The following is a 23,258-nucleotide window of genomic DNA, read 5'->3' on the forward strand; positions in this document are numbered from 1 at the left end:
GCTAGTTCCCTTCATTTCTTAATATTTTCTTCGTCACCACCGCTATTATTATCATTATGAAACTTATAGCTAATATAGGTAAATAAATTTTCGTACTGAATCCTTCAAACATAAAACCATATACGACTTGCCCAATTGGTGCCATACATTGAGATACCGCTGTTATAATTGCCATTACTTTTCCTAGATTTTCATTTGGTGTTTTCTTTTGGACTACAGTAATCACATAGATGGATACAATTGTCATAATCATTGCGATTAGAAGAGAAGAAAGTATAAAGAGGATAAATGGTGGATAGTATCCTAAATTAAGAGTAAACGGTGTAACTGATAGTGCCACTGGTATAACTAATAAAGCTATGATAAGCATCCAATTATATAATGTTTTCATCTGTAACTTTTTAGCAAAGAAACCGATTGACAATGCCCCTAATATGGTTGCAAAATCAATTAATCCCATTCCAATTCCATACATCGTATCGCTACTCTGCATAGTTACTCGTAATATAATAGGTCCTCCAACAACAAATAACGGTGTCAAAATTAAGTTTAGTAAAGCTGCAAGTAACATAGCCTTCAAAATAAAAGGTTGCTTTAAAACATAAAGAAAACCTTCTTTCATATCTTTTATAATTGTCGGTATGATATGGCTTTCTTGCGCTCTTTTTATAAAAGGTATTGTAATAAACATTTCTAAAATTGCAGATAAAAAGAAAGCAAGACAACTTATTATGACGAGCATTTTCAAACCAATTATGCCATATAATATTCCTCCTAGTACAGGTGCAACTATATTAGATAATGCTTGCACACCATTTATGATACCGTTTGCTTGTTCTAACTTTTTCTCTGGAACTAATTGCGGAATACTTGCCATAACAACTGGTGCGTACATTGCACTAACGACTGCTAGTAAAAACATAATTGTTCCAATCAATAAAATAGATACCGATTCAGTTAATAACAAAACTATAAAGCTTAATACAATAGCAGCGTTTATAAAATCCAAAATGACCATTACATTACGGCGGTTGAAACGATCTGCTATCGCTCCGCCAAGAGGAGCTAACAAAAACGGGATACTCGTTACGGCATATAACCCTGCAAATATATCGGCACGTCCTGTTATATCTAGCACATATAAAGACAGTGCAAAACGTAATAGTGTTGAACCTAAAATAGTAATAATTTGACCACTTACCATTAAGTGAAAATCTTTCAAGGAAGATTGAATACTTGCTGGCATCCTCATCACATCCTTCATTTAGTTAGACCGACTGCCGGTCGATAATACTCAAACAGAAAAAAGCTATTTCTGTTTCATTAAAACCTCGATCATATAATCAAAGGACCCTTCTTTCGCTCCAACAGATACTTCCATCATTTTAATATAAGCCTTAGCTCTTCTCATCATTTCTTCCGGTTTCCACTGAAATAAACCATCATCAAATATGACTTGTGCTGAAGAGAGTAATAATTCAATTGTTTCTTGTGGGTATGGAGTATAAAATATGCCTTCTTCTATTCCTTGCTCTAAAACTTCCGTTAATACAGGAGATAAATGTATAATGGATTGCACTAAACTTTTCTGATGCATTTCTGCATTATTTGGTTGATGGAATTGTTCAATCATTTTTTCTTTGACATCTCCTGATTTTGGTGATTGTTCCATTAAAATTTTAAATAACTTATCTAAAACGTGGATATCGGGATTGGAGACAATCCTTTTCGCCTTAGTGACATCCTCTTTAATAATCCTCATAATGATTTCATCCATTACTTCCTCCTTCGACTTAAAATAATGATAAAACGTCCCCTTTGCTATACCAATTTCTTTTAAAATATCATTCACGGTTGTTTTCGTATAACCTTTCGTAAGAAACAAACGCTCAGCTGTTTCTAAAATTTCCTTTCTACGCTCCTCATACTCCTTTACAATTCGCATTCAAGTTCTCCTTCCCACCAGACCGACTGTCGGTCTATTAAAATTATATGTTTAGTTTGCAAAAAGTTTCCTATTATCGTACATATACAACACCATACTTTCTATTTCCTTTATAAATTTTTATTTTTTAACGTCCGCTCAATTTGTTTAAAACGTATCTCATGTTTCTTATTGTCACCTTTCATTTTAGGAAAAGAACGATGCCTTCGTTCGATCTATGTACTTATCAATGGAGTATTTTGTTGAGTTCCAATATGTAATATTGCATATTTTGTACTTTTAATTTTTGCACATGCGATAATTTATTTATAAAAATATAATTATTAATAAGGGTGATTTATATGAGCAAGTTCCGAAAGAAAATGATTAAATATTTGCAAACATTTTGGGGATGCTTAGCATTTGGTGTATTAATGTTTGCTATCTTCTTAATTACGGATTTAACAGATGCATCTTTAAATACATTAGGCTGGAGAGACTGGCTAGGTTCTGTAGCAGGCGCAACCATTTTATCTGTTGGAATATTTACTTTAAATAAATTGAATTTAAAATAAATATTCGGTCAATACTGTATGTAGGCTGTATGCCAACATTCATTTAAAGTAGTCTTCTCTGTATCTCCTTGTATTGAGCAGTTAGCTTTTGCTAGCTGCTCTTTTATTTTGTTCCGGTTCTTGCCTCTTAAAGAACTCTTTATCTACTTTTCCCCAATAAGTACACATATCTATTCCCCTTTGCTACAAAATGAAATTTTTATTTTGTTTTACGCGTCGCTTCTTCAATCAGCCAAGATACAATATTAAAATCATTAGCTTCACCCTTTAAAGATGTTCCGTTCCAAAAGCATTCTTTCATCACTTCAAGTAATTTTTCAACAGCTTCAATTCATCTCATATTCATTTTCCCTTTCTCCCAAATAACTATTTTGTTTTATTAATTAACTGATTAATAAAACAAACACCTTTATTAAACATTCCATGTTTCTTCACCCCTTGAATATTTTTCAAATAAAAATACATACTACTTTCAAGCTGCCGTGTCCATGGCTAATACCTCTTTCTTTTGATGTATATTTTTTAAGAAATCGAAAATAATACCAACAAGCTGTTTGAACTAGCAGCTTCACTCTTCTCGCAATGGGGATGCAAATTATCACAATTAGCTAACTCATTGAACTCACTGGCAGACAACCAAAATCGTTGTCTGCTTTTTGTATGAGATTTTTCGTTTTACATATACTACTTTTGAACCTGCAGACCAATACGAGCCATTTTGGTACTTGGGATTTCCCTTCCGGGGATAAGTATTTTTTACTTATCCCTTTTTTGTATAGACACGTATATTTAGGGTAAAACTAATTACAAGCAGATTTTCTGTTTATGCGTAGTTCTAAACAAGATTACTTTTTCTCCTATTAAAGGACGGCAGGTACGACTGCTAGTCCTTTTTTCTTATTTCGCATATTATCACTACATTACCTTCATCGTCGTCGTAAGCAATTTCCCCATAAGGATGGCAGTGGTGCTTCTCGAGTTCCTCATCGATAAAAACTAACAAATTAGTTTTCCAGTTTCCAACGATCGTACACCAATACGAGTTTAATCCTTCATAAACTTCTCTTGTTCTATTTCGATAATTGCGGAATGTATAATGAAAATACTCGCTCGCTTCAATACCTTTTCTTTTAACCAAAGTGTTCTGCTGAATGACAGTAATACCCTTGCTCTACTGGTTTTGAACTATAAAATTCCCTTTATAAATTTCAAATACGGTGAATGAAATTTTCCCTTGCCATCATCCTTGTTGTATTCAAACAAAAAAAAGAGCCACAATATTTTGCGACTCTTTTACAATTATAACCATTTAACGACCACGTCTTTGCTGACCTTGCTTTGTACTACCTTTTTTATTACTTGGCTTATTAAATGATCGGTTATTTTCATTTCTAGAACTATTTCTCGAACTATTTCTTGAATCACTTCTTGAGCTATTTCTCGAATCACGTCTTGAATCACTTCTTGAACCTTCGCGGCTATCTCTTTGACGATTTTGACCTGATTTCTTCGGAGCCGGCTTTGGTACCGGTTTTCCATTTTCATCTACACGTTTTATCTTCGGTTGTTCGATTATTTCTCTTTGTATTGGTGCACCAAGCGTTTTTTCAATTTCTTCTAAATGTTTTTCATCTTTCGCTGCAACGAACGTAATTGCAAGACCTGATCCACCTGCACGTCCTGTTCGGCCAATGCGATGAATGTAACTTTCTACATCTTCAGGGATATCATAGTTAAATACGTGCGTTACACCATCTACATCAAGTCCACGAGCTGCTACATCCGTTGCGATTAAGTACTGAATTTTAGCTTCGCGGAAACTCTTCATAACTCTTTCACGTTTCGCTTGAGGTATATCACCATGAAGTTCAGCACAATTATAACCTAGTCCTTTTAAATTATCATAAAGCTTACTTGCTCTAACCTTTGTACGACAGAAAATAACAGCTAAAAATGGCTGATCACGATCCATAACAAAACGAAGTGCATCTGGCTTTGCACGGTCTGTCGTCTCAATGACACGCTGCTCAATTGTATCAACCGTTACTTCTTCACTTTGTACTTGAATCATTTGCGGTTCATCCATATAACGCTTCGCCAATTTTTTAATATCTTTTGGCATCGTTGCTGAGAATAACATCGTTTGTTTACTACCTGGTGTCTCATCTAAAATGTCTTCAATATCATATAAGAAACCAAAATAAAGCATTTGATCCGCTTCATCTAGTACAATCGTTGAAAGATTACTTAAATCAATTGTTTCACGTCGTATATGATCTAATAATCGTCCTGGTGTTGCAACAACAATATGTGTATTACCTTTTAATTTTCTCAATTGTTGTGCTACATCTTGCCCACCATAAATCGCTAGTACATTAATATCTTCTCTTTGAACAAGCATTTTTTTAATTTCAGTTGTAATTTGCAGAGCTAGTTCCCTTGTTGGTGCAACAATTAAAGCCTGAACATCACTAGACTCTGGATCGATTTTTTCTAAAATCGGTAACACGAATGCTAACGTTTTACCCGTTCCTGTTTTCGCCTGCCCAATAATATCTTTACCTGACAGAATAACTGGAATTGCCTTCTCTTGAATTGGTGTTGCTTCTGTAATTCCATTTTCACGTAATGTATGATTAAAAGTTTCACTAATTCCTAATTCTAAAAAGTTTTTCAAATAGACCACTTCTTTTCCTTATTTTTCACATTAGCTTTCATTGTACCATTTGTTTCGCCAAATATGAAAAATAAAAAAATTCTTATCTTCTTTTTTTATATTCATCCTGTACTAGATGAACAAATTCTTTTTGCTTTTTCTCAGATTTTATTAATGTTTCCATGTTAGTAGAAGACAAAATGAACTTCTTAATTTTTCTATTACTCCAAATTAAACTTGTATACTTCGGATCTTCATGTAGATTTCGAAACCACTCTAATTCACTTAATTTTGCGATATGGTGTTTCAATTTCATGTCATTTCGAGGATAAAATAAAATGATATCTGCTATTACATCAAATAACGAACCCATTTTCTCCCCCCTATACCCTTGCTCAAATTATATATATTCTTCTTTACATATATATTTCAATTTTACCGAAATATAATGTTACTGATTTGGTTGAAATCGCAAAATATATGAACTAAAAAACCGATCTTTTCGATTTAGGAAAGACCGGTTTTCATTAATTTATACAGTAAGCTTTCCTCCATGATAGCAATAATACTGTGCTGCTTTAAAACTTTTAATCCTATTTAAAGACTGTTTCGCTTTTTCTATATCCAAACAAAAATTCGGATTAGCTATTACTAACTCACGATTCTCTTGAACAGCCGCATCTCCCGTAATTACACAGTCTAAATTCGGAAAATATAATGAAATATGCCCCGAAGTATGTCCTGGCGTTGCCACTACTTGACATTCATTATTCAAAATCATTTGACCATCATGTACTTTTTCATCGACGGAAATATGTTTTATATTTTTTAACTGTTGTATAAACCATTTGCCAAATTCTTTTTCTTCATTGGGCATACGTTCTAACATTTCTTCAGCTTGAACTAACCTCTCTGATTTTATATCACCATTAATATAGTTAGATTCAATTTCACTAGCAATAACATTAATATTTGGATATTTCACTTTAAAATCATATACAGCCCCTATATGATCGTCATCATAATGGGTAATAATTATATTCTTTAAGTTTTTCATCTCATATCCATGTTTTAATATTGCATTTTCAATTAAAGGTAAAAACTTGGATATCCTGTATCAACTAACGTTAATTCATTATGTACTATAATTAAACTTGGATAAACACATTGTTTTTGCCCGTTAAATTCGAATTCAATTGGTAGTTCTATTATTTTCATTTTTCTTCCCCATACCGCTTATAAAATGCATAATAATAACTAAATGATCCACATACATCTTACAATATATATACTATTTAGCGGAACACTGTGAATCGTTGCATAATCCACATTATATTATTTTGAACAGGTATTCCCTATTTTTATGGAAATATATAATTAAGAAAAACAATAAAATTGATTAATCTCTCACTTCTTTGTCCATCCTTTTAAAAATCTATGTTTTTGTAAAAGGAGTGTTTATATGGAGAAACAGACACTTTGGAAAAAGTTCAAAAAAAGCTCTGTAAACCTCGGTAAATCCAGCGTATATGAAAGTATTATTTTATTCTATACAATGAAAAAGAAAGAATTACCTAATAAAGCGAAATTCATAATATTAGCCGCTTTATCTTATTACGTATTAACAATTGATTTCATTCCAGATATAGCTGCTATTATTGGGATCGGCTTATTAGATGATGTTTTAGCAATCGCTGTAGCGCATAAATACGTGATGAGACACGTAGATGCTGAAATTCGAGAGAAGAGCAAAGTAAAGATGGAGTCATTATTTACTTCAGCACAAGCATAATGAAACTATCTAGTCATTTACCTACCTTTTTACTTTCAAATAAAGCTAACTGTAATTAATGATAGTTCCACCTCACTGAATATTACCCTTCACCATGAGAGCATAGCAGAATAAATTCCTAAACAAAAACTTTTCTCTTAGCTCTCAAACCGTAAACAAATAGGGAATCAGCACTTGTTCCTAAGTTCTGACTCCCTTTTATTTATTCTTATATCTATCTGTTATACAGTTTCATGCGTTCCCTTATATAAAACTGCTATTGCCGCTACTATAAGAATCATACCCATAAAAGCAGGTGCGGCATGACCAAGTGATACATAGATTTGTCCTCCAAGAATAGGACCAATCATTCTTGCTAAAGCTTGAATAGATTGGCTTCCACCTTGAATCCTTCCTTGTTCACTAGAACTGACAGACTTTGAAAGCATCCCGTTGAATGAAGGTCCGAAAATTGAATCCCCAAAACCATACATCAGCATCCCAGCGATAAGTAGTGGATAGAGTGAAAACAAAGCTGATGCCGCAATAAAACTGTATCCTATAATCTCCGAAACCATCCCAAGAATTGCTATTTGTTTATCACTAAGCTTGATCAAAAGCTTTGGCATGATAAAACTTTGTGAAACAATGTCTTGAAAGCCCAAAATTGAAAACATAAGTCCGATTAATACAGGTTTCCAACTGAAAGTATCCATTGTAAATTGCGTGAAAATTGCTTGTAAAGATCCGTTAGGTATCCAAAGTAAAAACGCTGAGACAAGTAACCACTTTAAATTTTTCATGGAAAGTATGTTTGCTAGCTGTACAAAAGGATTTAACCTTACAAACGTAATCTCTTTCAACCTATTATTTTTTTCAAGGCTCTCAGGCATATATTTGATCCCATATACAACATTTATTAACGTTATGATTGCACCAAAATATATAGGTACAGTATCACCAAACTTGGCAAGTATCCCCCCAATGGTTGGGCCAATGATAGTTCCCGCACCTACAACTGCACTCACCCATCCAAAATATTTCGTTCTCTGTTCTTTTGGAATGATGTCTGCAAAATATGCGAAGATAGTACTTATGCTCCCGCCTGTTATTCCTTCTATTATGCGTCCAGCAAATAGTACCCATAAAGCTCCTCCTATTCCAAAAACTAAGTACCCAATTGCAGAACCAAATAAGCATATTAAAAGTAATGGACGACGGCCATACTTATCGCTTAAAGCTCCGAGTACTGGTGCAGCTAAAAACACGCAGGCCGCATATACGGAAGTTAGTAGTGTAACAACCAATGCTTGTTCTTCCGGATTACTTGTATATGGCTGTACTAAGAATGGGACTACAGGCATGATGATACTGAAACCTATACCACAAAGAAATACAGAAATAAGTCCGAATAGTAAAGCATGTTTATCTATGCTTTTTTCAGTTCCCCTTTCATTTTTCGATCTAAATATAGACATTTAACTTCTCTCCTAAAAATTTTGTTGCTTTGTCAACAAAATGATAACTCTATTTTGTTGATTAGTCAACAAAAATAAAATAATAAAAAAGCAGCCTATTCTCATTAGAGTAAGGCTGCCCGTAAAAGCCCGATTGGTGAGGGCTGATAATCAGTGGAGATGAAGCCCCCACTGATTAAAGTTTCACTTTATTATTAAAATATATTACGATTTAATATGTATACCTTGTTTCTTTATTTCTGCATCCAAATGTCTACTATACTTTTCCACAAAGCTAATTATACTGTTGAATTCTTCTTCAGTCACTTGTTCAAATACAGCTTTATCTCGCTCTTGAAACTCTTTATGCAAATTTTCATGGATTTTATAAATTTCTTTCCCTTGTTCGGTAAGCCTAAAATAAATTTCTTTCTTATTTTCTGACTTTTGGTAGCTTTCAACAAGGCCTTTTTGTATGAGCTTCTTAGTCATTCTACTTATAGCACCGCGAGTCACATAAAAAGCCTCTGCGAGTTGTGTCACGTTAGAATCTGCATTGTTTTCAATATATTCAATGCAGTGGACTTCAGAAGACTTAAAACCTTTAAGACCCTCTTCCATCTTATCTTTATTAAGCCAAACCAGCTTATTATATAATTCCCTGAAACCGTTCATGACCTGTTCTTCTTTATTCATGCCCTGCCCTCCTCACCGCTCATTAGCACATTAAAACTATTATATTAAATTTCTGCTTACGTTTCGACAATATTGAAATAATTATTATAACATTAAAGATATGTGTAAAAATAGGCGCTTAAATAAAATAATTTTTAAACAGCAAATTTTGCAAGTTTATTTCTACTTACAGTAAACGGTAGACAAAAAGTAAGAGCTAAAATCATTTCTCTTAGCTCTTCTTTCATAAAACTATTTCACTTCATTAGCGACAAAAAAGTGCTCACATACACTTGATATGCGCTGTAAGTCCACGTTCCCACCAGATATAACAGCCACTACTTTTTTCCCTTTTATATAACTATCAACTTTTCCTGCAAGAAGTGCAGCAGTTGCTAATGCACCTGCACCTTCTACAACAGCTTTCCCACGTTGTAATAAATCTTTCATCGCTACTTCCAGCTCTTTTTCTGATACAGTTACAATATCATCTACTAATTCTTTTACAATTTCAAATGTTAATTCACCTGGTATTTTAACTGCGCAACCATCTGCAATAGTAGGCGCCTCATAGTGTTCTACGATTGCTCCTTTATCGTAAGATGCCTTCATTCCATGAACATTATCTGCTTGGACACCAATTATATTAATGGATGGATTAAAAGATTTCAATGCTACAGAAATACCAGAAATAATTCCGCCTCCACCTATTGGTACAATGACAGTATCTACATCCCACATATCATCAAGAATGTCTAATCCAATTGTACCTTGACCAGCCATTACCTCTACATCATCATATGGATGTAAGTATGTTTCACCTGTTTCCCTTATAATTTCTTCACATTTTACCTTTGCATCATCAAAGGTTTCACCATGTAAAATCACTTCAGATCCATATCCTTTTGTTGCTTCAACTTTTGCCTGAGGTGCAGAAATTGGCATAACAATTTTACTCTTAATACCGAGTAAATGAGCAGATAATGCAACTCCTTGTGCATGATTACCTGCTGAACATGCAATTACACCTCTTTCTTTTTCTTGATCCGTGAGCCGCGACATTTTATTAAATGCGCCACGAAATTTAAAAGAACCCGTTAATTGCATATTTTCTAACTTCAAATGAATTTCTCCACCCGTTTTACTAGTTAAGTAAAAAGATTTTACTAATGGCGTTTTACGAGCATTTCTATCTAGAATTTTGTGAGCTTTTTTAATATCGTCTATATGTAATGGTAGTTTTCTAGTTATCATACTGACACCTCTTCCAATGTTCTATTCCTAAGTTTTCGTAAGTCGTAGCTCCTTTATACGAAAAGAAAAAGTCTTTATATATGTACCCCACTCTGAAATAAACACATTTGCAAACAATTTAACATCCTCTTCATATCGCGTTCTTTATAATGATTTAAACATGCAATTTGGATCCAATTATTCTTTTGTAAATAAGATGACTCATAATGAACGATGTATCCTTGTAATGCTAATGTATCGCCTACTACTTTAGAAGAATAATCTTCGCTCAATACAATAGTAAGTATAATTGGCGCGGCATGTTCTTTAGGTGAAACAAGCTTTAAACCCATATCAGTAATAACTTCTTCAACATAATCATATGTCTCTTTAATTTTTACAAATGTCTTTTCATCTTCAAATCTCTTCAACGCTTCTTGCAATGCATAAATTAAATTCCATGATTGTGAGTATGGAATACTTTCATTTTCTTCATACATGCCAATGTCCATATAGGCCGGCACAGCCTCGTTTATTTTTACAATGTGGTTATGAAAAACGAAAGAAATTCCTGTATATGATTTAATCGCTTTACCGCTAACACCACTTGCAAAATACACATCCTTCAAGTCTAATGGTATCGCTCCAATTGAGCTTATGCAATCTACACACAGTTTCATTTGATTCTCGTTACAAAGAGTATTTAGCTCGTTTAAATCGTTTAACATTCCAGTAGATGTTTCATGATGAACAAACCAAATCCATTCATAATTTCCAGTTGTCATAATTTCTTCTAATTCGGTATAAATAAATGGATCTCCCATTTCCTTTTTATACGTATCAAAATGTAACCGTGCTCGTTTTGCATGTCCAACTAATCTATTACCAAATTCCCCATTTGTTAATACTAGTCCTTTCCCTTTTAAAGAACGTAACTGTAAAGCAATCGCATCATTTGCTAACGTCCCTGTTCCTAACATAAGCTGTACATGTTTTGCTTTTGTCATGTGAAGTAACCGTTTTTTCACATTGTCCATCATCACTTGAAATGACTTAGAGCGATGGGAAATAGGTCGCGTAGAAAATGCCTTTCGAACGTTCTCTTCAATATCTACTGGACCAGGTAAAAACGTATATTCTTTCGTCATAATCCCCCCAACACTCGACTCTTCAAACATAGCAGGGGTAACATACATTGGCTGGAAGGCCGCTTCTTCTGTACCAACTAACGTATGGAAAGATTTGAATCCCATTTGCTCATATAAAGCTAGTTCACGTGTTGTTGCAGAAATGAGTGCTAATTCATATCCATTTAGAAGCAAATAACGATGTAGAAAACGAATTAATCCTAACAACGCTCTTCCATTTCTATATTCACGTTCTACTGAAAGTAAACGAATTTCATACACTTTTTCTCCATGCTCTTGCAAATAAATATCTAAATTTGAAATTTTATAATCTAACGAGAATGGTCGTTTTCCCCGCACTGCGACCATACCTACTAATCTATCCTCATCTAAACAAATTAAATATGTATTTTCTTTATGAAACCGATCTATACGAAACCGTTCTTTCGTTTCTTCATGTTGTGGTATCTCTTCTACAAAAGTTTTATAATTCAATTTATGTATACTTTCAAATTCCCAATCTTGATCAGCAACTTTATAAATTAACCCCATGCCTTATCTCCTTTATCTATTTAATAAAAATGATAAGTGGAGATTATCCCCACTTATTAAACATTCATTTTATTCTCGATTTACATATAGAATGAGTACAATAATTATTCCACTTAATATAGTGGTAACAATAGAATAAGAATAAAGAATCATACAAATTGGTAAACAAGCAATCGTAATTAGTCCTGGCTTCGTAAACCCTTTAAATATTAAATAAAATACAATAAAAATGCCTAAGAGGGTAAGCGCTATCAAATAATCAAATGCGATTAGTCCTCCTATAAATGTTGAAATACCTTTACCGCCCTTGCCTTTAAATAAAACTGGATAAATATGTCCAATAATAACGGCCAATAATGTTAACATTACGAATGTAGGATCTTCAAAAAGGTATTTTGCTACAGCAACAACGATTGCCCCTTTAATTGCATCCCCTAAAAATGTAGCGATGAAATACCCTTTTCCATATACGCGCCCCATATTTCTTGCGCCAGGATTTCCGCTTCCTTCATCCCTAATATCAACGTTATGTCTCAATTTTGTTACTATATAAGCGGTCAATATGTTTCCAATTAAATAAGAAGCCACCAAATATAAAAACTGCATACTATTAATCATGTAATCATTCACTTTCTACATGGGAATACATATACAATATTCAATTACTACGTATATTGTACGTTTTTAACATACATCCCTTTATACATTTTAACATCATATTTTTACAAATCATACAAAAATTCTCATACCTATTTTTAAAAATATATATCCCTCATTAAATAATATGTTCCTTTCACTGCCATTTCTGCTTGTGATACGAATGTAATTTCTTTCATACTTTCTTCACACCATTTCTTAAATACAGCAAATATTTCAGGAACTAAACGCAATATACTGCCACTTACTGCAATTGGCGTTGAGTGCTTAAAGTTCAACTTGTTATAAACATTTACTGTAATCCTTGCTAATTCCTTTCCAGCTTGCATCATAATTTCATGCGCATCATCATTGCCATCTCTCGCTTCCTGAATAACTAATGGGGCGATTGCTGCAATTTTATCTTTAGAAGAAGTATATACTAAGCTTTTTATATGAGACGGTGTCAAAAGTTGAAACTGCCTTTGAATATTCAAACTCAATGGACAAAGACTGATTCCTTGATCGAACTGAATTGCCATTTTCTTTAAAGCTTGTAATGCAATCCAATATCCGCTCCCCTCATCTCCTAAAATATGTCCCCATCCACCGCTATACTGATATACTTCTCCTTTTTTTCCTATACAAATTGCACCTGTACCACCTATAGTTAATATTCCATCCTTACCTTTTAAAGCAGCTGCATGTGCGATCATTGCATCATTAAAAATTTCAATTTTTGTTCCGTATTTCTTTTTTAAACGTAATGTTAATTCATTTGTATTCGCTCCGCTTATACCAGCTAATCCTAAACAAACACAAACACAATGCCCATTTATTAAACTCTTCTGGCATTGATTAATTGCTTCCATAATATGCACAAGAGCTTCTTCAAAATCTATTAATATGTTTCCAAAACCACTGGTAGCTCTTACAAGTTCATTTCCGTCTTTATCAAATGCAATTGCCTCGGTCTTCGTTCCCCCGCCATCTACTCCAATCATATACTTCATATATGTTCGCCTCATTTTCATCTGCGTATGGAGGGAATGTTATATTCCCTAAAATTACGGAATTCTTAGCACCTGTTGCGCTCGGCACATTACTCGGATTACGATGATACGTTTCGTTTGCTAAAATAGCAAATGCAATTGCTTCTTTCGCTGCTGAAGAATGACCAATATCTTCTTGTATACATATGCTACATTTCTCTTCTCTTAATCCATTCCGTAACATTTCAACAAGTGTGTTATTATAACTTCCACCACCACCTAAAATCACCTCATCAATTTCATAATACGGCAAAATAAACGCCTTATAATGATGAACAATTGAACATGCTGTAAACATCGTGACAGTTGCCAATATATTTTCTTTACTATGCTTTTTAAATCGATTCAATAATTCAGTCACAAACGCTTCTCCAAACTGTTCTCTACCTGTTGATTTTGGTGGTTTCATGTTCAAAAATGGATGGTTCATACAGTATGTTAAAATTTCATCTACAACTACCCCCTGCTTTGCAATCCAACCATTTTGATCATATGGTACATGAAATAATCTTTGACATACTTCATCGATTACCATGTTGCCTGGTCCAGTATCGAAAGCAATAACACTCTCTTTACTTCGTTTACTTGGAACCACTGTAACATTACTAATCCCACCAATATTTTGTAGTAGTCTATTTTTAGTTTGATGCCGATATAAAATAATCTCTGAATATGGTACAAGTGGTGCACCTTGTCCCCCTGCCGCCATGTCCATCGTTCGGAAATTCGAGATAACCGTCGTGTTCGTTTCATATGCTATTACTGCTGGTTCCCCAATTTGCAATGTTGAAGAAATAATATTCCCTTCTTGCTTTGGCTGATGATAAATCGTTTGTCCGTGAGAGCCTATTAAATCTAATTGTCTCAAAGGAAAATTGGCCTCTTTACAAACTTCCTTTACAGCATTGGCGAAGCATAAACCAAGTTTAAAATTTAAACTACATATAAGTTGGACATTCGAAGTTTCAATTGATAACGCTTGTTGGATCTCATTTTTCATATCATTACAAAATGGAACAGTAGTAAAATGGATGAGTTCGATTTTAGAATCTACACCACTTCCTTCTATATGAACGAGCGCTACATCTATTCCATCTAATGAAGTACCAGACATTACCCCTGCAATATACATAACGTGCATGACCTCCTATTTACTAAAAAACAATCATGTAAGTAACGAACGTACAACCAATCGAAAACAATATAAATCTAAAAAACAACTGAGCTTTCGATGCAAACGATCCATCAATGAAAGAAACAACTACCGTAAGCAAAACGCTTGCCGCAATACTTGTAACAAGCCAGATACTATGCATTTGTGATAGATTTAGCATGCCTAATAAAGGGACAAAAAGTAAATTTGCACAAATCACTCCAAATAATAATAAAAATACGCCTTTATAACTAAATTTTATATTCATTCTATTTCCCCCTTTCTAGTTTTAATGTGAAAGAAGTGATAGACAAAAAGTCTATCACTCAAAATAACAGCGTGCAGATTAAGGATTAACAGATTCCCCGTCACCATTTTTTTCAATTTCAAGCATATTTTTGTCGTACATTTTAAAGAATGGTAAATAAATAAGGAACGATATTGCTATATTTATAAAAACTAATACAACCGCACGCCAATCTCCTCCTGTTGCTAAATATGCACCAATTGGAGCAGGTAATGTCCATGGCGGCATAATATGCGTTGGTGTTACAAATCCCATCGCAGTTGCTGAATATGCAACAGTTGCTGTTACAAGTGGTGTAATGATAAAGGGGATAATTAAAATTGGATTTAGTACAATCGGTAATCCGAATATGACTGGTTCATTAATATTAAAAATACCCGGAACAATACAAGTTCTTGACAATGCTTTCGAATATTTCGATCGACCAAATACAATCATAGCTAATACAAGCCCTAACGTCGCACCAGAACCGCCAATCCATATAAACCATTGATATAACGGCTCTGGTGAAATAAATGGCAACTGATCTGCTCCACTAGCAACTGCTTCACCATTTTTCCCTAGGTATACTTCCCATAATGGCCGAGCAACAGTTCCAACAACCGACACACCATGGATTCCGAATGACCAAAAAAACGTAATTAAAAACACTGGAATCATTACACCGAAGTAACTATCCCCAGCTTTTACTAATGGTGCTGCTAATTTATCAACAACATGGTGTAAATCAATGCTAAAAACGACAGTTACTAGACTCATTATAATAATAACGAATGCTGCAGGTATAAGTGCTTCAAATGAACGCGATACAGATGGCGGTACTTGTTCTGGCATTTTAATCATTACATTTTTCTTCTTACAAAATCTTAAAATCTCTACGGATAAAATAGAAACAATCATCGTCACAAATAATCCATGACCTCCGAGATTTGTCATCGGAAGCATGAATCCTTTTTTATCAATTAACTCAGGCGTTAATGTTAAAAGTAGTGAACATACCGCGAGCTGTGCTCCTGATAAAGCATCTAATTTATAACTTTTCGCTAAATTATATCCTATTCCAAATGCGATATATAAAGACATAATAAACATGGTTAAACGATATGGTATCAATATACTTGTTTGATTCTTTAATGCCCAAACTGATATGAAACTATCTTTCGGCAGTGGTGGAAATGCTACTATTAAAAAGAAGCTTCCTACTATAATAAATGGTAACGCCGAAATAACTCCATCACGGATTGCTTGTAAATGTCTCTGCTCAGAAAGCCTTGCCATCGGTCCAGATAAGTTTTTATCAAGAAACGTGACAAACTTATTCATAACGTTTCCCCCTAACTGATTAATTCATTTACAGTTTTTAATAAAGTCGGGCCACCAAGCGGTGTGTATGCTTGCGGCGGTATGATGCCACACGGAATAGATTCCTCCTCTGCAAATTTTTTTACAGAGTCAAATCGGTGTCTTATTTGAGGTGCTACCATTACGACATCCCAGCCATTCTTTACTTCTTCCTCTACCTCATTCGTTCCAATTGCATGCACTTCCATGTTCACACCATTTTTCTCCGCTTCTTTTTTTAAAGCGTTTACAACAATTGCGCTGGACATTCCTCCAGAACAGACGAACAAAACTTTCATTTATTAATCCTCCTATACTTATAATTTATTACTCTTCAAATGAAAGGAAGTTTCACTTTACTAACAAGCATATGAAGTAGTAAATGAATTTAGTTATAATGAAAGTAAATTTCATTAAAAATATTTTTCCTATTAAATTAATGTTTCAATATGCAATTTTCTCTATTGCAAAGTCAACCTCGCCTCATATATTATTTTAAATAATCATATGATAGGGAGGCGTATAAATGATCGTTAAACGTTTATTAATGATATGTTGTATCGTTATCTTGTTCATCCCTTTCTCTTTCATTCCCCCTCACTTTACTTATGCTGAAGTAAATACTACGTACAAAAAACATGAATTACGTGCTGTATGGATCGCATCAGTTCTGAATATTGATTGGCCCTCAAAAACTGGCTTACCTATTGAAAAACAGAAGCAAGAATTTATAAGATTATTAGACGATGTAAAAAGCACTGGTATGAATGCAGTTGTTGTACAAATTAAACCAACCGCTGATGCTTTCTATCCTTCAAATTACGGTCCTTGGTCTGAATACATTACAGGAACACAAGGAAAAGATCCTGGTTATGACCCGCTCGCATTTATGATTGAAGAAACTCATAAAAGAAATATAGAATTCCACGCTTGGATTAACCCATACCGAATAACGATGAATCACACCGATATAAATCGATTATCAAATAATCACCCTGCAAGGCAACATCCCGATTGGGTTGTCACTTATGGCGGAAAGTTATATTACAATCCCGGTATTCCGGAAGTGAAAAAATTTATAACAGAAGGCGCTTTAGAAATCGTACAAAATTACGATATTGATGCGCTGCATATGGATGATTATTTTTACCCATATAAAGTAGCCGGTGAAGAATTTCCAGATCAGAAAACGTACGAAACATATAATAATGGTAGATTTACAAATATAGAAGATTGGCGACGTAACAATGTAAATGAACTTGTAAAAGATTTAAATACTGCTATAAAACAAGAAAAATCATATGTAAAGTTTGGCATTAGTCCGTTCGGCGTATGGCGAAATATAGCTGACGATCCCACTGGCTCTAACACAACCGCAGGCCAAAGAAACTATGATGACCTTTATGCTGACACACGTGAGTGGATACAAAAAGGATATATTGACTACATTACACCGCAAATATATTGGAATATAGGTTTCACCCCAGCTGCATATGACATATTAGTAGATTGGTGGGTTAAAGAAACAAATAACAAACCGCTTCACCTATACATCGGTCAAGCGGCCTATAAAATTAATAATAACTCCGTCCCTGCTTGGTCTGATCCAGAAGAATATCCAAAACAAATTGCATTAAACCGGCTATATCCTGATATAAAAGGTAGTATGCATTTTAGCTTAAAAGATATTAATAACAATCCACTCGGAGTTAAAGATAGCCTTTCAAAAAACATATATAAACATCCTGCATTAATCCCGCCTATGCCTTGGCTTGATCATGATCCACCAAAACAACCGACTTTAAAAGGCGCCATTCCAAGAGATGAAGGTATTGCAATTGGTATCATTGACAATAGAGATAATGATTCTGCTTATTACGCTATTTACCGCGTGAATGGGAAAAATGAAGTGGATATACAAAATCCCAAAAATTTACTTACTACTGTAAGAAAAACAAAGCTTGGAGAAATTTATGTAGATAAAACCGCTATTTCCGGAGAAACGTATACCTATGTCGTAACTGCAGTTGATCGATTGCATAATGAAAGTGTGGCTTCTAGTAAATCTACTATTCAAGCAAAATAAAAGTAAGAGCCCCCATTTTTTTGAATGCGGGCTCTTACTTTTATTTTCGTAGTTCACTATATTGAATATGAATTCTATTCTCAGGGTTTTTATCTACTGTGTAAAGTACAAATAAGAAGAACCATTCTAGTGGCTTCATTAAAATATAAACAAAATCAGCCGACCATTTCGTATTAATATGTTTACTAATCGGATAACCGTATTTATCATAAAAATTACGAATAACTTTATGACATTTTGGTACCCGCTCCTCAATTACATTTTCAAAAGCGTTCGCAATTAATAACTGTCGATTAACTGTAATTCTTTCCCCATGCCTAATTCCTGCTCGTAATGGCTTAACGATGTTTTTATGGCCTTTCACAGAAACTGTACATAAATAATGCCCATCCCCGGAGACAATTTGAGGACTTGGGGCAGGAATCTTAGAATAATTAAAACTACTTGTTTCCATAAACACTCTTATAAAACTATCTGGTTTTTGGCCAAACAGTATTAAAATGAATTGAATAATTAACAAGACAGGAAATAAACTTATCATCCAGACTGTAGCCATTTTTTGATATCCAAAAGAAATACGATACAGCAATAATATAATTCTGTTGCTCTGCGTATAATCTTTCTCATTCTGAGATTGTATGAAATAATCTAATGTATTTCTTAATTTAGCTATGAATAATAGACTAAATGCAAGCATCCCAACTTGAATACAAAAGACTGGAATGTATCTCAATCCTCCGAGTTCCGTATAAAAGGCAAAGCCTGTATGGGTAATATAGATGAATGTATATACAATGTTTACTATCATTAAAGTACTATAAAAAATATAAAATATTGGTGAAAGTTTTGTTAGGCCTTTCGTTAATCTCCAATACGAAACCGCACCTAAAATAACTAAGAGAACTACTATAGCAATGTGGTCATGTGCTAAAGAAGCATATTGATCAGACATCATTCCGTTCTTTTCAAATTTATGTAATGGTATTCCTCCTCTTACATCATTTGCATTCCACATAATGCCTAAACCAAATATAAAATAACTCAAACATATTGATAATATTTCCTGTGGCTCGAACTTTAGTATACTTGAGGAATTTTCCTTCTTCGATTGGAAACTATCCCAAGCTTTACTAATGGGATAGCCCAGAAATAAAAATAAAATTACAAATAGGATGACTAACTCAAATAACACAATACCATACCCCTTTTATAATAATTATTTACACAAAGTACAAAAAACCACTCTATATTTTACCATTTATTTACGTTTGCATATACAATTTTACAAAAGATTAAACACTCTCAATTTACAAAAAAAACGCCTAAAAGCTGAAACATTCAACTTTTAGGCGATCTCTTCTATTTATTCTTAAATTTCTCAGTCGCTGCTCTCATCTTCACATTTAAATCGTGATCAATTGAGTCGCGAATATCTCGCTCTACTACTTCCATTTCTTTTTGGAAATTTTCCAAGTAGATTTTCAATTCTTCTTCCTTCTCTGGTCTTTGTGAAGGTGGTAATTGTACTACCAACGATAACATGGCCGTTAAATCTTTCATTAAGAACGTTTCAAGTTTATGTTGTTGTTCAAACATGCGTTGCTCTTGATAGTACGGAAGTGCATTTAATACTGAAATTGTAATATCATCAACCGTTCTTTGTAATGAAGGATTTATTGAGCGTTTATACGCTTGAATTGTATTTAATGCGTCTGGATAACGGTCATAAAAATACAATTTGTAAAATGATAAGTCTGTCGGTTTTACAGTTTGCTGCGCTTCTTGTCTTAAGAAATCTTTCACTTTCATCGCAGCCACATCAATATCTTCATTCGTAAGCTTTTTCGTAGTTTTTGCCATTACATGCACTTTTTTCTGCTTTTCTTTCGGTAACATCGAGAAGACTTGCTCTCTCGTACGTTGACCTGATGCACAAAATAGAGTATTTAATGTATTTTGTTCTTTCTTTCCTTCGGTGCGAATCCAGCGATAAAACAGTGGATGTTGTGTAAATTCTTGTAGAAACGGTATTGATTTGTTTGATATCTTATCTAAAGAATCTTGCGCTCTTTTATATGGCTTCGTCCATGAAAAATACAGTTTCCGCCCGAAGTATACGACTAAAACAACGACAGTAAATGCTATTAAAAGCAATGTACCGAGTAGTAATAGTACTGTTTGAATGAAACTCATTTGTTCACCTCCTCTAATAATCCGTTATTTCCTTGGACGCTGAATGAGTTTCTGCTTCATCTCATCATTAAATGTGTCTAGTTCAATAACGAACTTCTTGCTTGACTCAATAATACGTTCTGACGATTTTTCAGATGCTTCAATTGCAGCGAACACATTTTGGAATGATTCACGTAATTTATCCATGCTAATAGCAGGGTTTTCAAGCAATTTCGTCGTTTCTTCTGTATTTTGTTTTAACGCTTGAGAATTACTTAATACCATCGATTCAATTGCTTCATTCGTCGCATTTACGGCATCAATTGTTTTCCGTTGATTCGTTAATGCAAGCTGAATAGCAGCTGAAACTGTTACAACGTTTTGTGTCATCGTAATCGCATTACGTATTGCCTCTGTTAATTTTTCATTATTTTTCTTAATGATGTCTACAGAAGCTATAGATTGTAATAATACACTTTTCGCTTGCTGCATATTACGTGTACGTACAAGTATCTTTTCTAATGCATCGTTAATTAACGGAATATCCCTTTGACGCTCTGGATTTTGTTTCTCAGCTTCAAGCATGCCAGCAAGCTTTTTCCCTAAGTATACTTGTTTATCAAGCGCATGAATTTTATCGTGCGATTGTTCTTTTAACATTTCAAGACCAACTGTATCCTCTTGTAAGTTATCACGGCCAATTAGAAGGGATCTAATAATTTCCTCGATTTGTTTATCTATAGATTGATATTTATGCACGTATGTTTCAAGTGGATTTTTCTTGAATACTTTAAACATTATTTTCTTCATACCACTTGCTTTAAGTGAATTGGGATCAAGCTCTGATACCACTTTTCGTAATTCTAACAATGTATTTGGAATTTCTTCATTTTTCCCATTCATCATCGCTGTTACAGGGCGTTTTAAAGCTGATAACGTTTGTCCTGCTGCTTGTTGCTCTTTATCCCCTAAATCTCCTAGCTGAGATAATACTTTTGATAAATCTGTATTTTGCTCGCTATTTAACTTTTGTACATAAAGATCAGCTTCTTTATTTAGTTCCTCTAATTCTTCATCTTTTATAACTGTATCAACCACTACTTCTACATTATTATCTTTCACAATGGATACAGGTTCTTTTTTCTCGAGTTCAGTCAACAAAATCGCTCCTTTATTTATATGTGCGAATTTATATGCACTATATTTCATCAATTATATCGTATTTCATACACATTCTGATTGCTTGAAATCGATTTTTTTAGAAATGTCTGTTTATGCAGTCATTCCCTGTTTCTTACTATAAGTATACCTGTAATCAACATAATTTTCCTCAGACTTAAGACCTAGAGAACTACATGCTGAAGGCGGATTCTTCATATATTTCCTAAATAATTTACGTTCTTTTAATCGTGCTACACTCAATCTTTTGACATTCACCCGTTTTCAATGTGATAATTCTATTACACTCACTTCTATTTATTTTTGCGAGCTACAAATGCTCCCTTTTGAAACGCTAATAACACTGTTTCAAACGTATCATCTTCTTCAATCATTTTTATAAACTCATCTAATTCACTTGCATGAGAAGTTGCATTATCAACAACAAGAAAACCTTTTGGTTGTAACATACGTTTTATATGCTCAAACCACCACATGTATTGCGTGCGCTCTGAATCTAGGAAAATAAAATCAAATGAATGATCTAATTGGGAATCTAAAAATGCCCCTGCTTCTTGATTATGAATATCAATTCTTTGTAACAGGTTTGCCTTTTCAAAATTGATAAGTGCCTCTTCAACTCGTTCTGAAGAAAGCTCTACAGTTGTTACATTTCCATTTGTTTCTTCTACCGCATTAGCCAACCACAATGTAGAATAACCATTAGAAGTTCCAATTTCTAAGATATTTTTTGCATTACACCCTTTTACTAAAATTGATAAAAATTGCCCCATCTCACGAGAAACATTCCGTAATTTTTCTTCCCTTGTTTTTTTATTTCGATCATGCTCTTCTCCATATTGTTCAAGTTGTAATAATAATGAATCTACTGTATCCATTCTTTTCATCGCCTTTCCAAGCAATATGATGAAAAAGCTCTTGCTGCCCGTCTACTTTTTATTATATGCGAAACAAAAACCTTTTTCCTGTTATATGACAAAGATTTATAATTTTTTATAGCATATTGTTTCGTTTTTTGGTAAAGTTAATTTCTACGTGCAATTATTCCATTCATATTATTTCATATAAAAATTGCAGTTATTAAATTATATAAACCCCATTTAAATGAATCGGTATTTCAAATTCAATTAAGCGCCCTTTTCGGACGCATTTTCTTTGTTTATATATTTCCAGAAGAAAGGATGCTTACAAATGAACGTGATTAGCTTAGATGCTGCTCGAAAACGAAAGCAGCATAAAAAATTAATGATTACTATACCGATTATTACACGTATTTATGAAGAAGACGGGGAAATTAAATTTGAGGTAGCTGGCGAAAAAGATGTACCTCTTGAAATGTTAGAAAAATAATAAAAAACGCAT

The 23,258-nt window shown here is 33.8% G+C and carries 21 protein-coding genes and 2 pseudogenes; 4 read left to right on the forward strand and 19 right to left on the reverse strand.

What is annotated here, in order from left to right:
* Position 1: 1 nt before the first annotated feature.
* Both IQ781_RS03545 and IQ781_RS03550 read right to left on the reverse strand, forming a co-directional pair.
* On the reverse strand, positions 2-1,246 hold the full coding sequence (locus IQ781_RS03545; protein ID WP_139245369.1) for an MFS transporter: 1,245 nt from the start codon (positions 1,244-1,246) through the stop codon (positions 2-4).
* Positions 1,247-1,309: 63 nt separating this feature from the next.
* On the reverse strand, positions 1,310-1,945 hold the full coding sequence (locus IQ781_RS03550; protein ID WP_001223578.1) for a TetR/AcrR family transcriptional regulator: 636 nt from the start codon (positions 1,943-1,945) through the stop codon (positions 1,310-1,312).
* 341 nt (positions 1,946-2,286) lie between these two features.
* On the opposite strand from IQ781_RS03550, the gene IQ781_RS03555 reads away from it, so the two are divergent.
* Positions 2,287-2,499 carry a hypothetical protein gene (locus IQ781_RS03555; RefSeq protein WP_000033157.1) on the forward strand — a complete coding sequence of 71 codons (213 nt, stop codon included), beginning with the start codon at positions 2,287-2,289 and terminating at the stop codon, positions 2,497-2,499.
* A gap of 1,309 nt (positions 2,500-3,808) precedes the next feature.
* Here IQ781_RS03555 and IQ781_RS03560 read toward each other — a convergent pair.
* The 3 genes and pseudogenes from IQ781_RS03560 to IQ781_RS03570 all read right to left on the reverse strand — a co-directional run bounded on the left by IQ781_RS03560 (position 3,809) and on the right by IQ781_RS03570 (position 6,373).
* On the reverse strand, positions 3,809-5,185 hold the full coding sequence (locus IQ781_RS03560) for a DEAD/DEAH box helicase (RefSeq protein WP_065212736.1): 1,377 nt from the start codon (positions 5,183-5,185) through the stop codon (positions 3,809-3,811).
* Positions 5,186-5,258: 73 nt separating this feature from the next.
* A complete protein-coding gene (locus IQ781_RS03565) occupies positions 5,259-5,528 on the reverse strand; it encodes a hypothetical protein (RefSeq protein ID WP_000535037.1) in 270 nt (89 codons plus the stop codon).
* Between the two features lie 159 nt (positions 5,529-5,687).
* Positions 5,688-6,373: pseudogene (locus tag IQ781_RS03570) on the reverse strand (MBL fold metallo-hydrolase).
* Positions 6,374-6,617: 244 nt separating this feature from the next.
* Between IQ781_RS03570 and IQ781_RS03575 the strand changes: the two are divergent.
* On the forward strand, positions 6,618-6,947 hold the full coding sequence (locus IQ781_RS03575) for a YkvA family protein (RefSeq protein WP_025688168.1): 330 nt from the start codon (positions 6,618-6,620) through the stop codon (positions 6,945-6,947).
* Between the two features lie 221 nt (positions 6,948-7,168).
* Here the strand turns inward: IQ781_RS03575 and IQ781_RS03580 are convergent, their stop codons facing one another.
* The 10 genes and pseudogenes from IQ781_RS03580 to IQ781_RS03625 all read right to left on the reverse strand — a co-directional run bounded on the left by IQ781_RS03580 (position 7,169) and on the right by IQ781_RS03625 (position 16,758).
* The gene (locus IQ781_RS03580; protein WP_063219928.1) at positions 7,169-8,404 is read right to left on the reverse strand and encodes an MFS transporter; all 1,236 of its coding nucleotides are present in this window, start codon (positions 8,402-8,404) and stop codon (positions 7,169-7,171) included.
* A gap of 204 nt (positions 8,405-8,608) precedes the next feature.
* Positions 8,609-9,079: a MarR family transcriptional regulator gene (locus IQ781_RS03585; protein WP_001030904.1), complete on the reverse strand. Its 471-nt coding sequence runs from the start codon at positions 9,077-9,079 to the stop codon at positions 8,609-8,611.
* 231 nt (positions 9,080-9,310) lie between these two features.
* Positions 9,311-10,312, reverse strand: coding sequence for a bifunctional threonine ammonia-lyase/L-serine ammonia-lyase TdcB (gene tdcB / locus IQ781_RS03590; RefSeq protein WP_000632959.1), 1,002 nt, complete (start codon positions 10,310-10,312; stop codon positions 9,311-9,313).
* 74 nt (positions 10,313-10,386) lie between these two features.
* Positions 10,387-11,970, reverse strand: coding sequence for an aminotransferase class V-fold PLP-dependent enzyme (locus IQ781_RS03595; protein WP_063219927.1), 1,584 nt, complete (start codon positions 11,968-11,970; stop codon positions 10,387-10,389).
* A gap of 69 nt (positions 11,971-12,039) precedes the next feature.
* Entirely contained in the window at positions 12,040-12,588 is a 549-nt protein-coding gene (gene plsY, locus IQ781_RS03600; protein WP_000610870.1) for a glycerol-3-phosphate 1-O-acyltransferase PlsY, read from the reverse strand.
* 137 nt (positions 12,589-12,725) lie between these two features.
* Positions 12,726-13,619, reverse strand: a complete 894-nt coding sequence (locus IQ781_RS03605; RefSeq protein WP_000876588.1) for a BadF/BadG/BcrA/BcrD ATPase family protein — start codon at positions 13,617-13,619, stop codon at positions 12,726-12,728.
* 1 nt (position 13,620) lies between these two features.
* Positions 13,621-14,790: pseudogene (gene anmK, locus IQ781_RS03610) on the reverse strand (anhydro-N-acetylmuramic acid kinase AnmK); the annotation flags it as partial.
* Positions 14,791-14,812: 22 nt separating this feature from the next.
* Positions 14,813-15,079 (reverse strand): hypothetical protein, encoded by a 267-nt coding sequence (locus IQ781_RS03615; RefSeq protein ID WP_001021963.1) that lies wholly within the window; start codon positions 15,077-15,079, stop codon positions 14,813-14,815.
* A 78-nt stretch (positions 15,080-15,157) separates the two neighbouring features.
* On the reverse strand, positions 15,158-16,441 hold the full coding sequence (locus tag IQ781_RS03620; RefSeq protein ID WP_139846817.1) for a PTS sugar transporter subunit IIC: 1,284 nt from the start codon (positions 16,439-16,441) through the stop codon (positions 15,158-15,160).
* A gap of 11 nt (positions 16,442-16,452) precedes the next feature.
* The gene (locus tag IQ781_RS03625; protein ID WP_000865907.1) at positions 16,453-16,758 is read right to left on the reverse strand and encodes a PTS sugar transporter subunit IIB; all 306 of its coding nucleotides are present in this window, start codon (positions 16,756-16,758) and stop codon (positions 16,453-16,455) included.
* 227 nt (positions 16,759-16,985) lie between these two features.
* Here IQ781_RS03625 and IQ781_RS03630 point away from each other — a divergent pair, with 227 nt between their 5' ends.
* The gene (locus IQ781_RS03630) at positions 16,986-18,545 is read left to right on the forward strand and encodes a glycoside hydrolase family 10-like protein (RefSeq protein WP_065212743.1); all 1,560 of its coding nucleotides are present in this window, start codon (positions 16,986-16,988) and stop codon (positions 18,543-18,545) included.
* A gap of 40 nt (positions 18,546-18,585) precedes the next feature.
* Here the strand turns inward: IQ781_RS03630 and IQ781_RS03635 are convergent, their stop codons facing one another.
* The 4 genes from IQ781_RS03635 to IQ781_RS03650 form a co-directional block, all read right to left on the reverse strand.
* Positions 18,586-19,737, reverse strand: coding sequence for a DUF6688 domain-containing protein (locus tag IQ781_RS03635; RefSeq protein ID WP_000895914.1), 1,152 nt, complete (start codon positions 19,735-19,737; stop codon positions 18,586-18,588).
* Between the two features lie 167 nt (positions 19,738-19,904).
* Positions 19,905-20,738: a DUF3974 domain-containing protein gene (locus IQ781_RS03640; protein ID WP_000008371.1), complete on the reverse strand. Its 834-nt coding sequence runs from the start codon at positions 20,736-20,738 to the stop codon at positions 19,905-19,907.
* Between the two features lie 24 nt (positions 20,739-20,762).
* Positions 20,763-21,875: a toxic anion resistance protein gene (locus IQ781_RS03645; RefSeq protein WP_000137407.1), complete on the reverse strand. Its 1,113-nt coding sequence runs from the start codon at positions 21,873-21,875 to the stop codon at positions 20,763-20,765.
* A gap of 314 nt (positions 21,876-22,189) precedes the next feature.
* Positions 22,190-22,783, reverse strand: a complete 594-nt coding sequence (locus IQ781_RS03650; protein ID WP_242808223.1) for an O-methyltransferase — start codon at positions 22,781-22,783, stop codon at positions 22,190-22,192.
* 304 nt (positions 22,784-23,087) lie between these two features.
* Between IQ781_RS03650 and IQ781_RS03655 the strand changes: the two genes are divergently transcribed.
* Entirely contained in the window at positions 23,088-23,246 is a 159-nt protein-coding gene (locus IQ781_RS03655) for a hypothetical protein (RefSeq protein ID WP_001100984.1), read from the forward strand.
* Positions 23,247-23,258 lie beyond the last annotated feature (12 nt).

It is taken from the genome of Bacillus sp. N447-1, from assembly GCF_022701035.1.
Lineage (GTDB): Bacteria > Bacillota > Bacilli > Bacillales > Bacillaceae_G > Bacillus_A > Bacillus_A cereus.

What these genes read in the sequence shown, in the direction of transcription:
- tdcB (WP_000632959.1), bottom strand. Translation starts at nt 10,312, where the DNA reads ATGATAACTAGAAAACTACCATTACATATAGACGATATTAAAAAAGCT.
- IQ781_RS03640 (WP_000008371.1), bottom strand. Translation starts at nt 20,738, where the DNA reads ATGAGTTTCATTCAAACAGTACTATTACTACTCGGTACATTGCTTTTA.
- IQ781_RS03545 (WP_139245369.1), bottom strand. Translation starts at nt 1,246, where the DNA reads ATGCCAGCAAGTATTCAATCTTCCTTGAAAGATTTTCACTTAATGGTA.
- plsY (WP_000610870.1), bottom strand. Translation starts at nt 12,588, where the DNA reads ATGATTAATAGTATGCAGTTTTTATATTTGGTGGCTTCTTATTTAATT.
- IQ781_RS03575 (WP_025688168.1), top strand. Translation starts at nt 6,618, where the DNA reads ATGGAGAAACAGACACTTTGGAAAAAGTTCAAAAAAAGCTCTGTAAAC.
- IQ781_RS03550 (WP_001223578.1), bottom strand. Translation starts at nt 1,945, where the DNA reads ATGCGAATTGTAAAGGAGTATGAGGAGCGTAGAAAGGAAATTTTAGAA.
- IQ781_RS03655 (WP_001100984.1), top strand. Translation starts at nt 23,088, where the DNA reads ATGAACGTGATTAGCTTAGATGCTGCTCGAAAACGAAAGCAGCATAAA.
- IQ781_RS03585 (WP_001030904.1), bottom strand. Translation starts at nt 9,079, where the DNA reads ATGAATAAAGAAGAACAGGTCATGAACGGTTTCAGGGAATTATATAAT.
- IQ781_RS03625 (WP_000865907.1), bottom strand. Translation starts at nt 16,758, where the DNA reads ATGAAAGTTTTGTTCGTCTGTTCTGGAGGAATGTCCAGCGCAATTGTT.
- IQ781_RS03620 (WP_139846817.1), bottom strand. Translation starts at nt 16,441, where the DNA reads ATGAATAAGTTTGTCACGTTTCTTGATAAAAACTTATCTGGACCGATG.
- IQ781_RS03565 (WP_000535037.1), bottom strand. Translation starts at nt 5,528, where the DNA reads ATGGGTTCGTTATTTGATGTAATAGCAGATATCATTTTATTTTATCCT.
- IQ781_RS03580 (WP_063219928.1), bottom strand. Translation starts at nt 8,404, where the DNA reads ATGTCTATATTTAGATCGAAAAATGAAAGGGGAACTGAAAAAAGCATA.
- IQ781_RS03630 (WP_065212743.1), top strand. Translation starts at nt 16,986, where the DNA reads ATGATCGTTAAACGTTTATTAATGATATGTTGTATCGTTATCTTGTTC.
- IQ781_RS03615 (WP_001021963.1), bottom strand. Translation starts at nt 15,079, where the DNA reads ATGAATATAAAATTTAGTTATAAAGGCGTATTTTTATTATTATTTGGA.
- IQ781_RS03595 (WP_063219927.1), bottom strand. Translation starts at nt 11,970, where the DNA reads ATGGGGTTAATTTATAAAGTTGCTGATCAAGATTGGGAATTTGAAAGT.
- IQ781_RS03650 (WP_242808223.1), bottom strand. Translation starts at nt 22,783, where the DNA reads ATGAAAAGAATGGATACAGTAGATTCATTATTATTACAACTTGAACAA.
- IQ781_RS03605 (WP_000876588.1), bottom strand. Translation starts at nt 13,619, where the DNA reads ATGAAGTATATGATTGGAGTAGATGGCGGGGGAACGAAGACCGAGGCA.
- IQ781_RS03555 (WP_000033157.1), top strand. Translation starts at nt 2,287, where the DNA reads ATGAGCAAGTTCCGAAAGAAAATGATTAAATATTTGCAAACATTTTGG.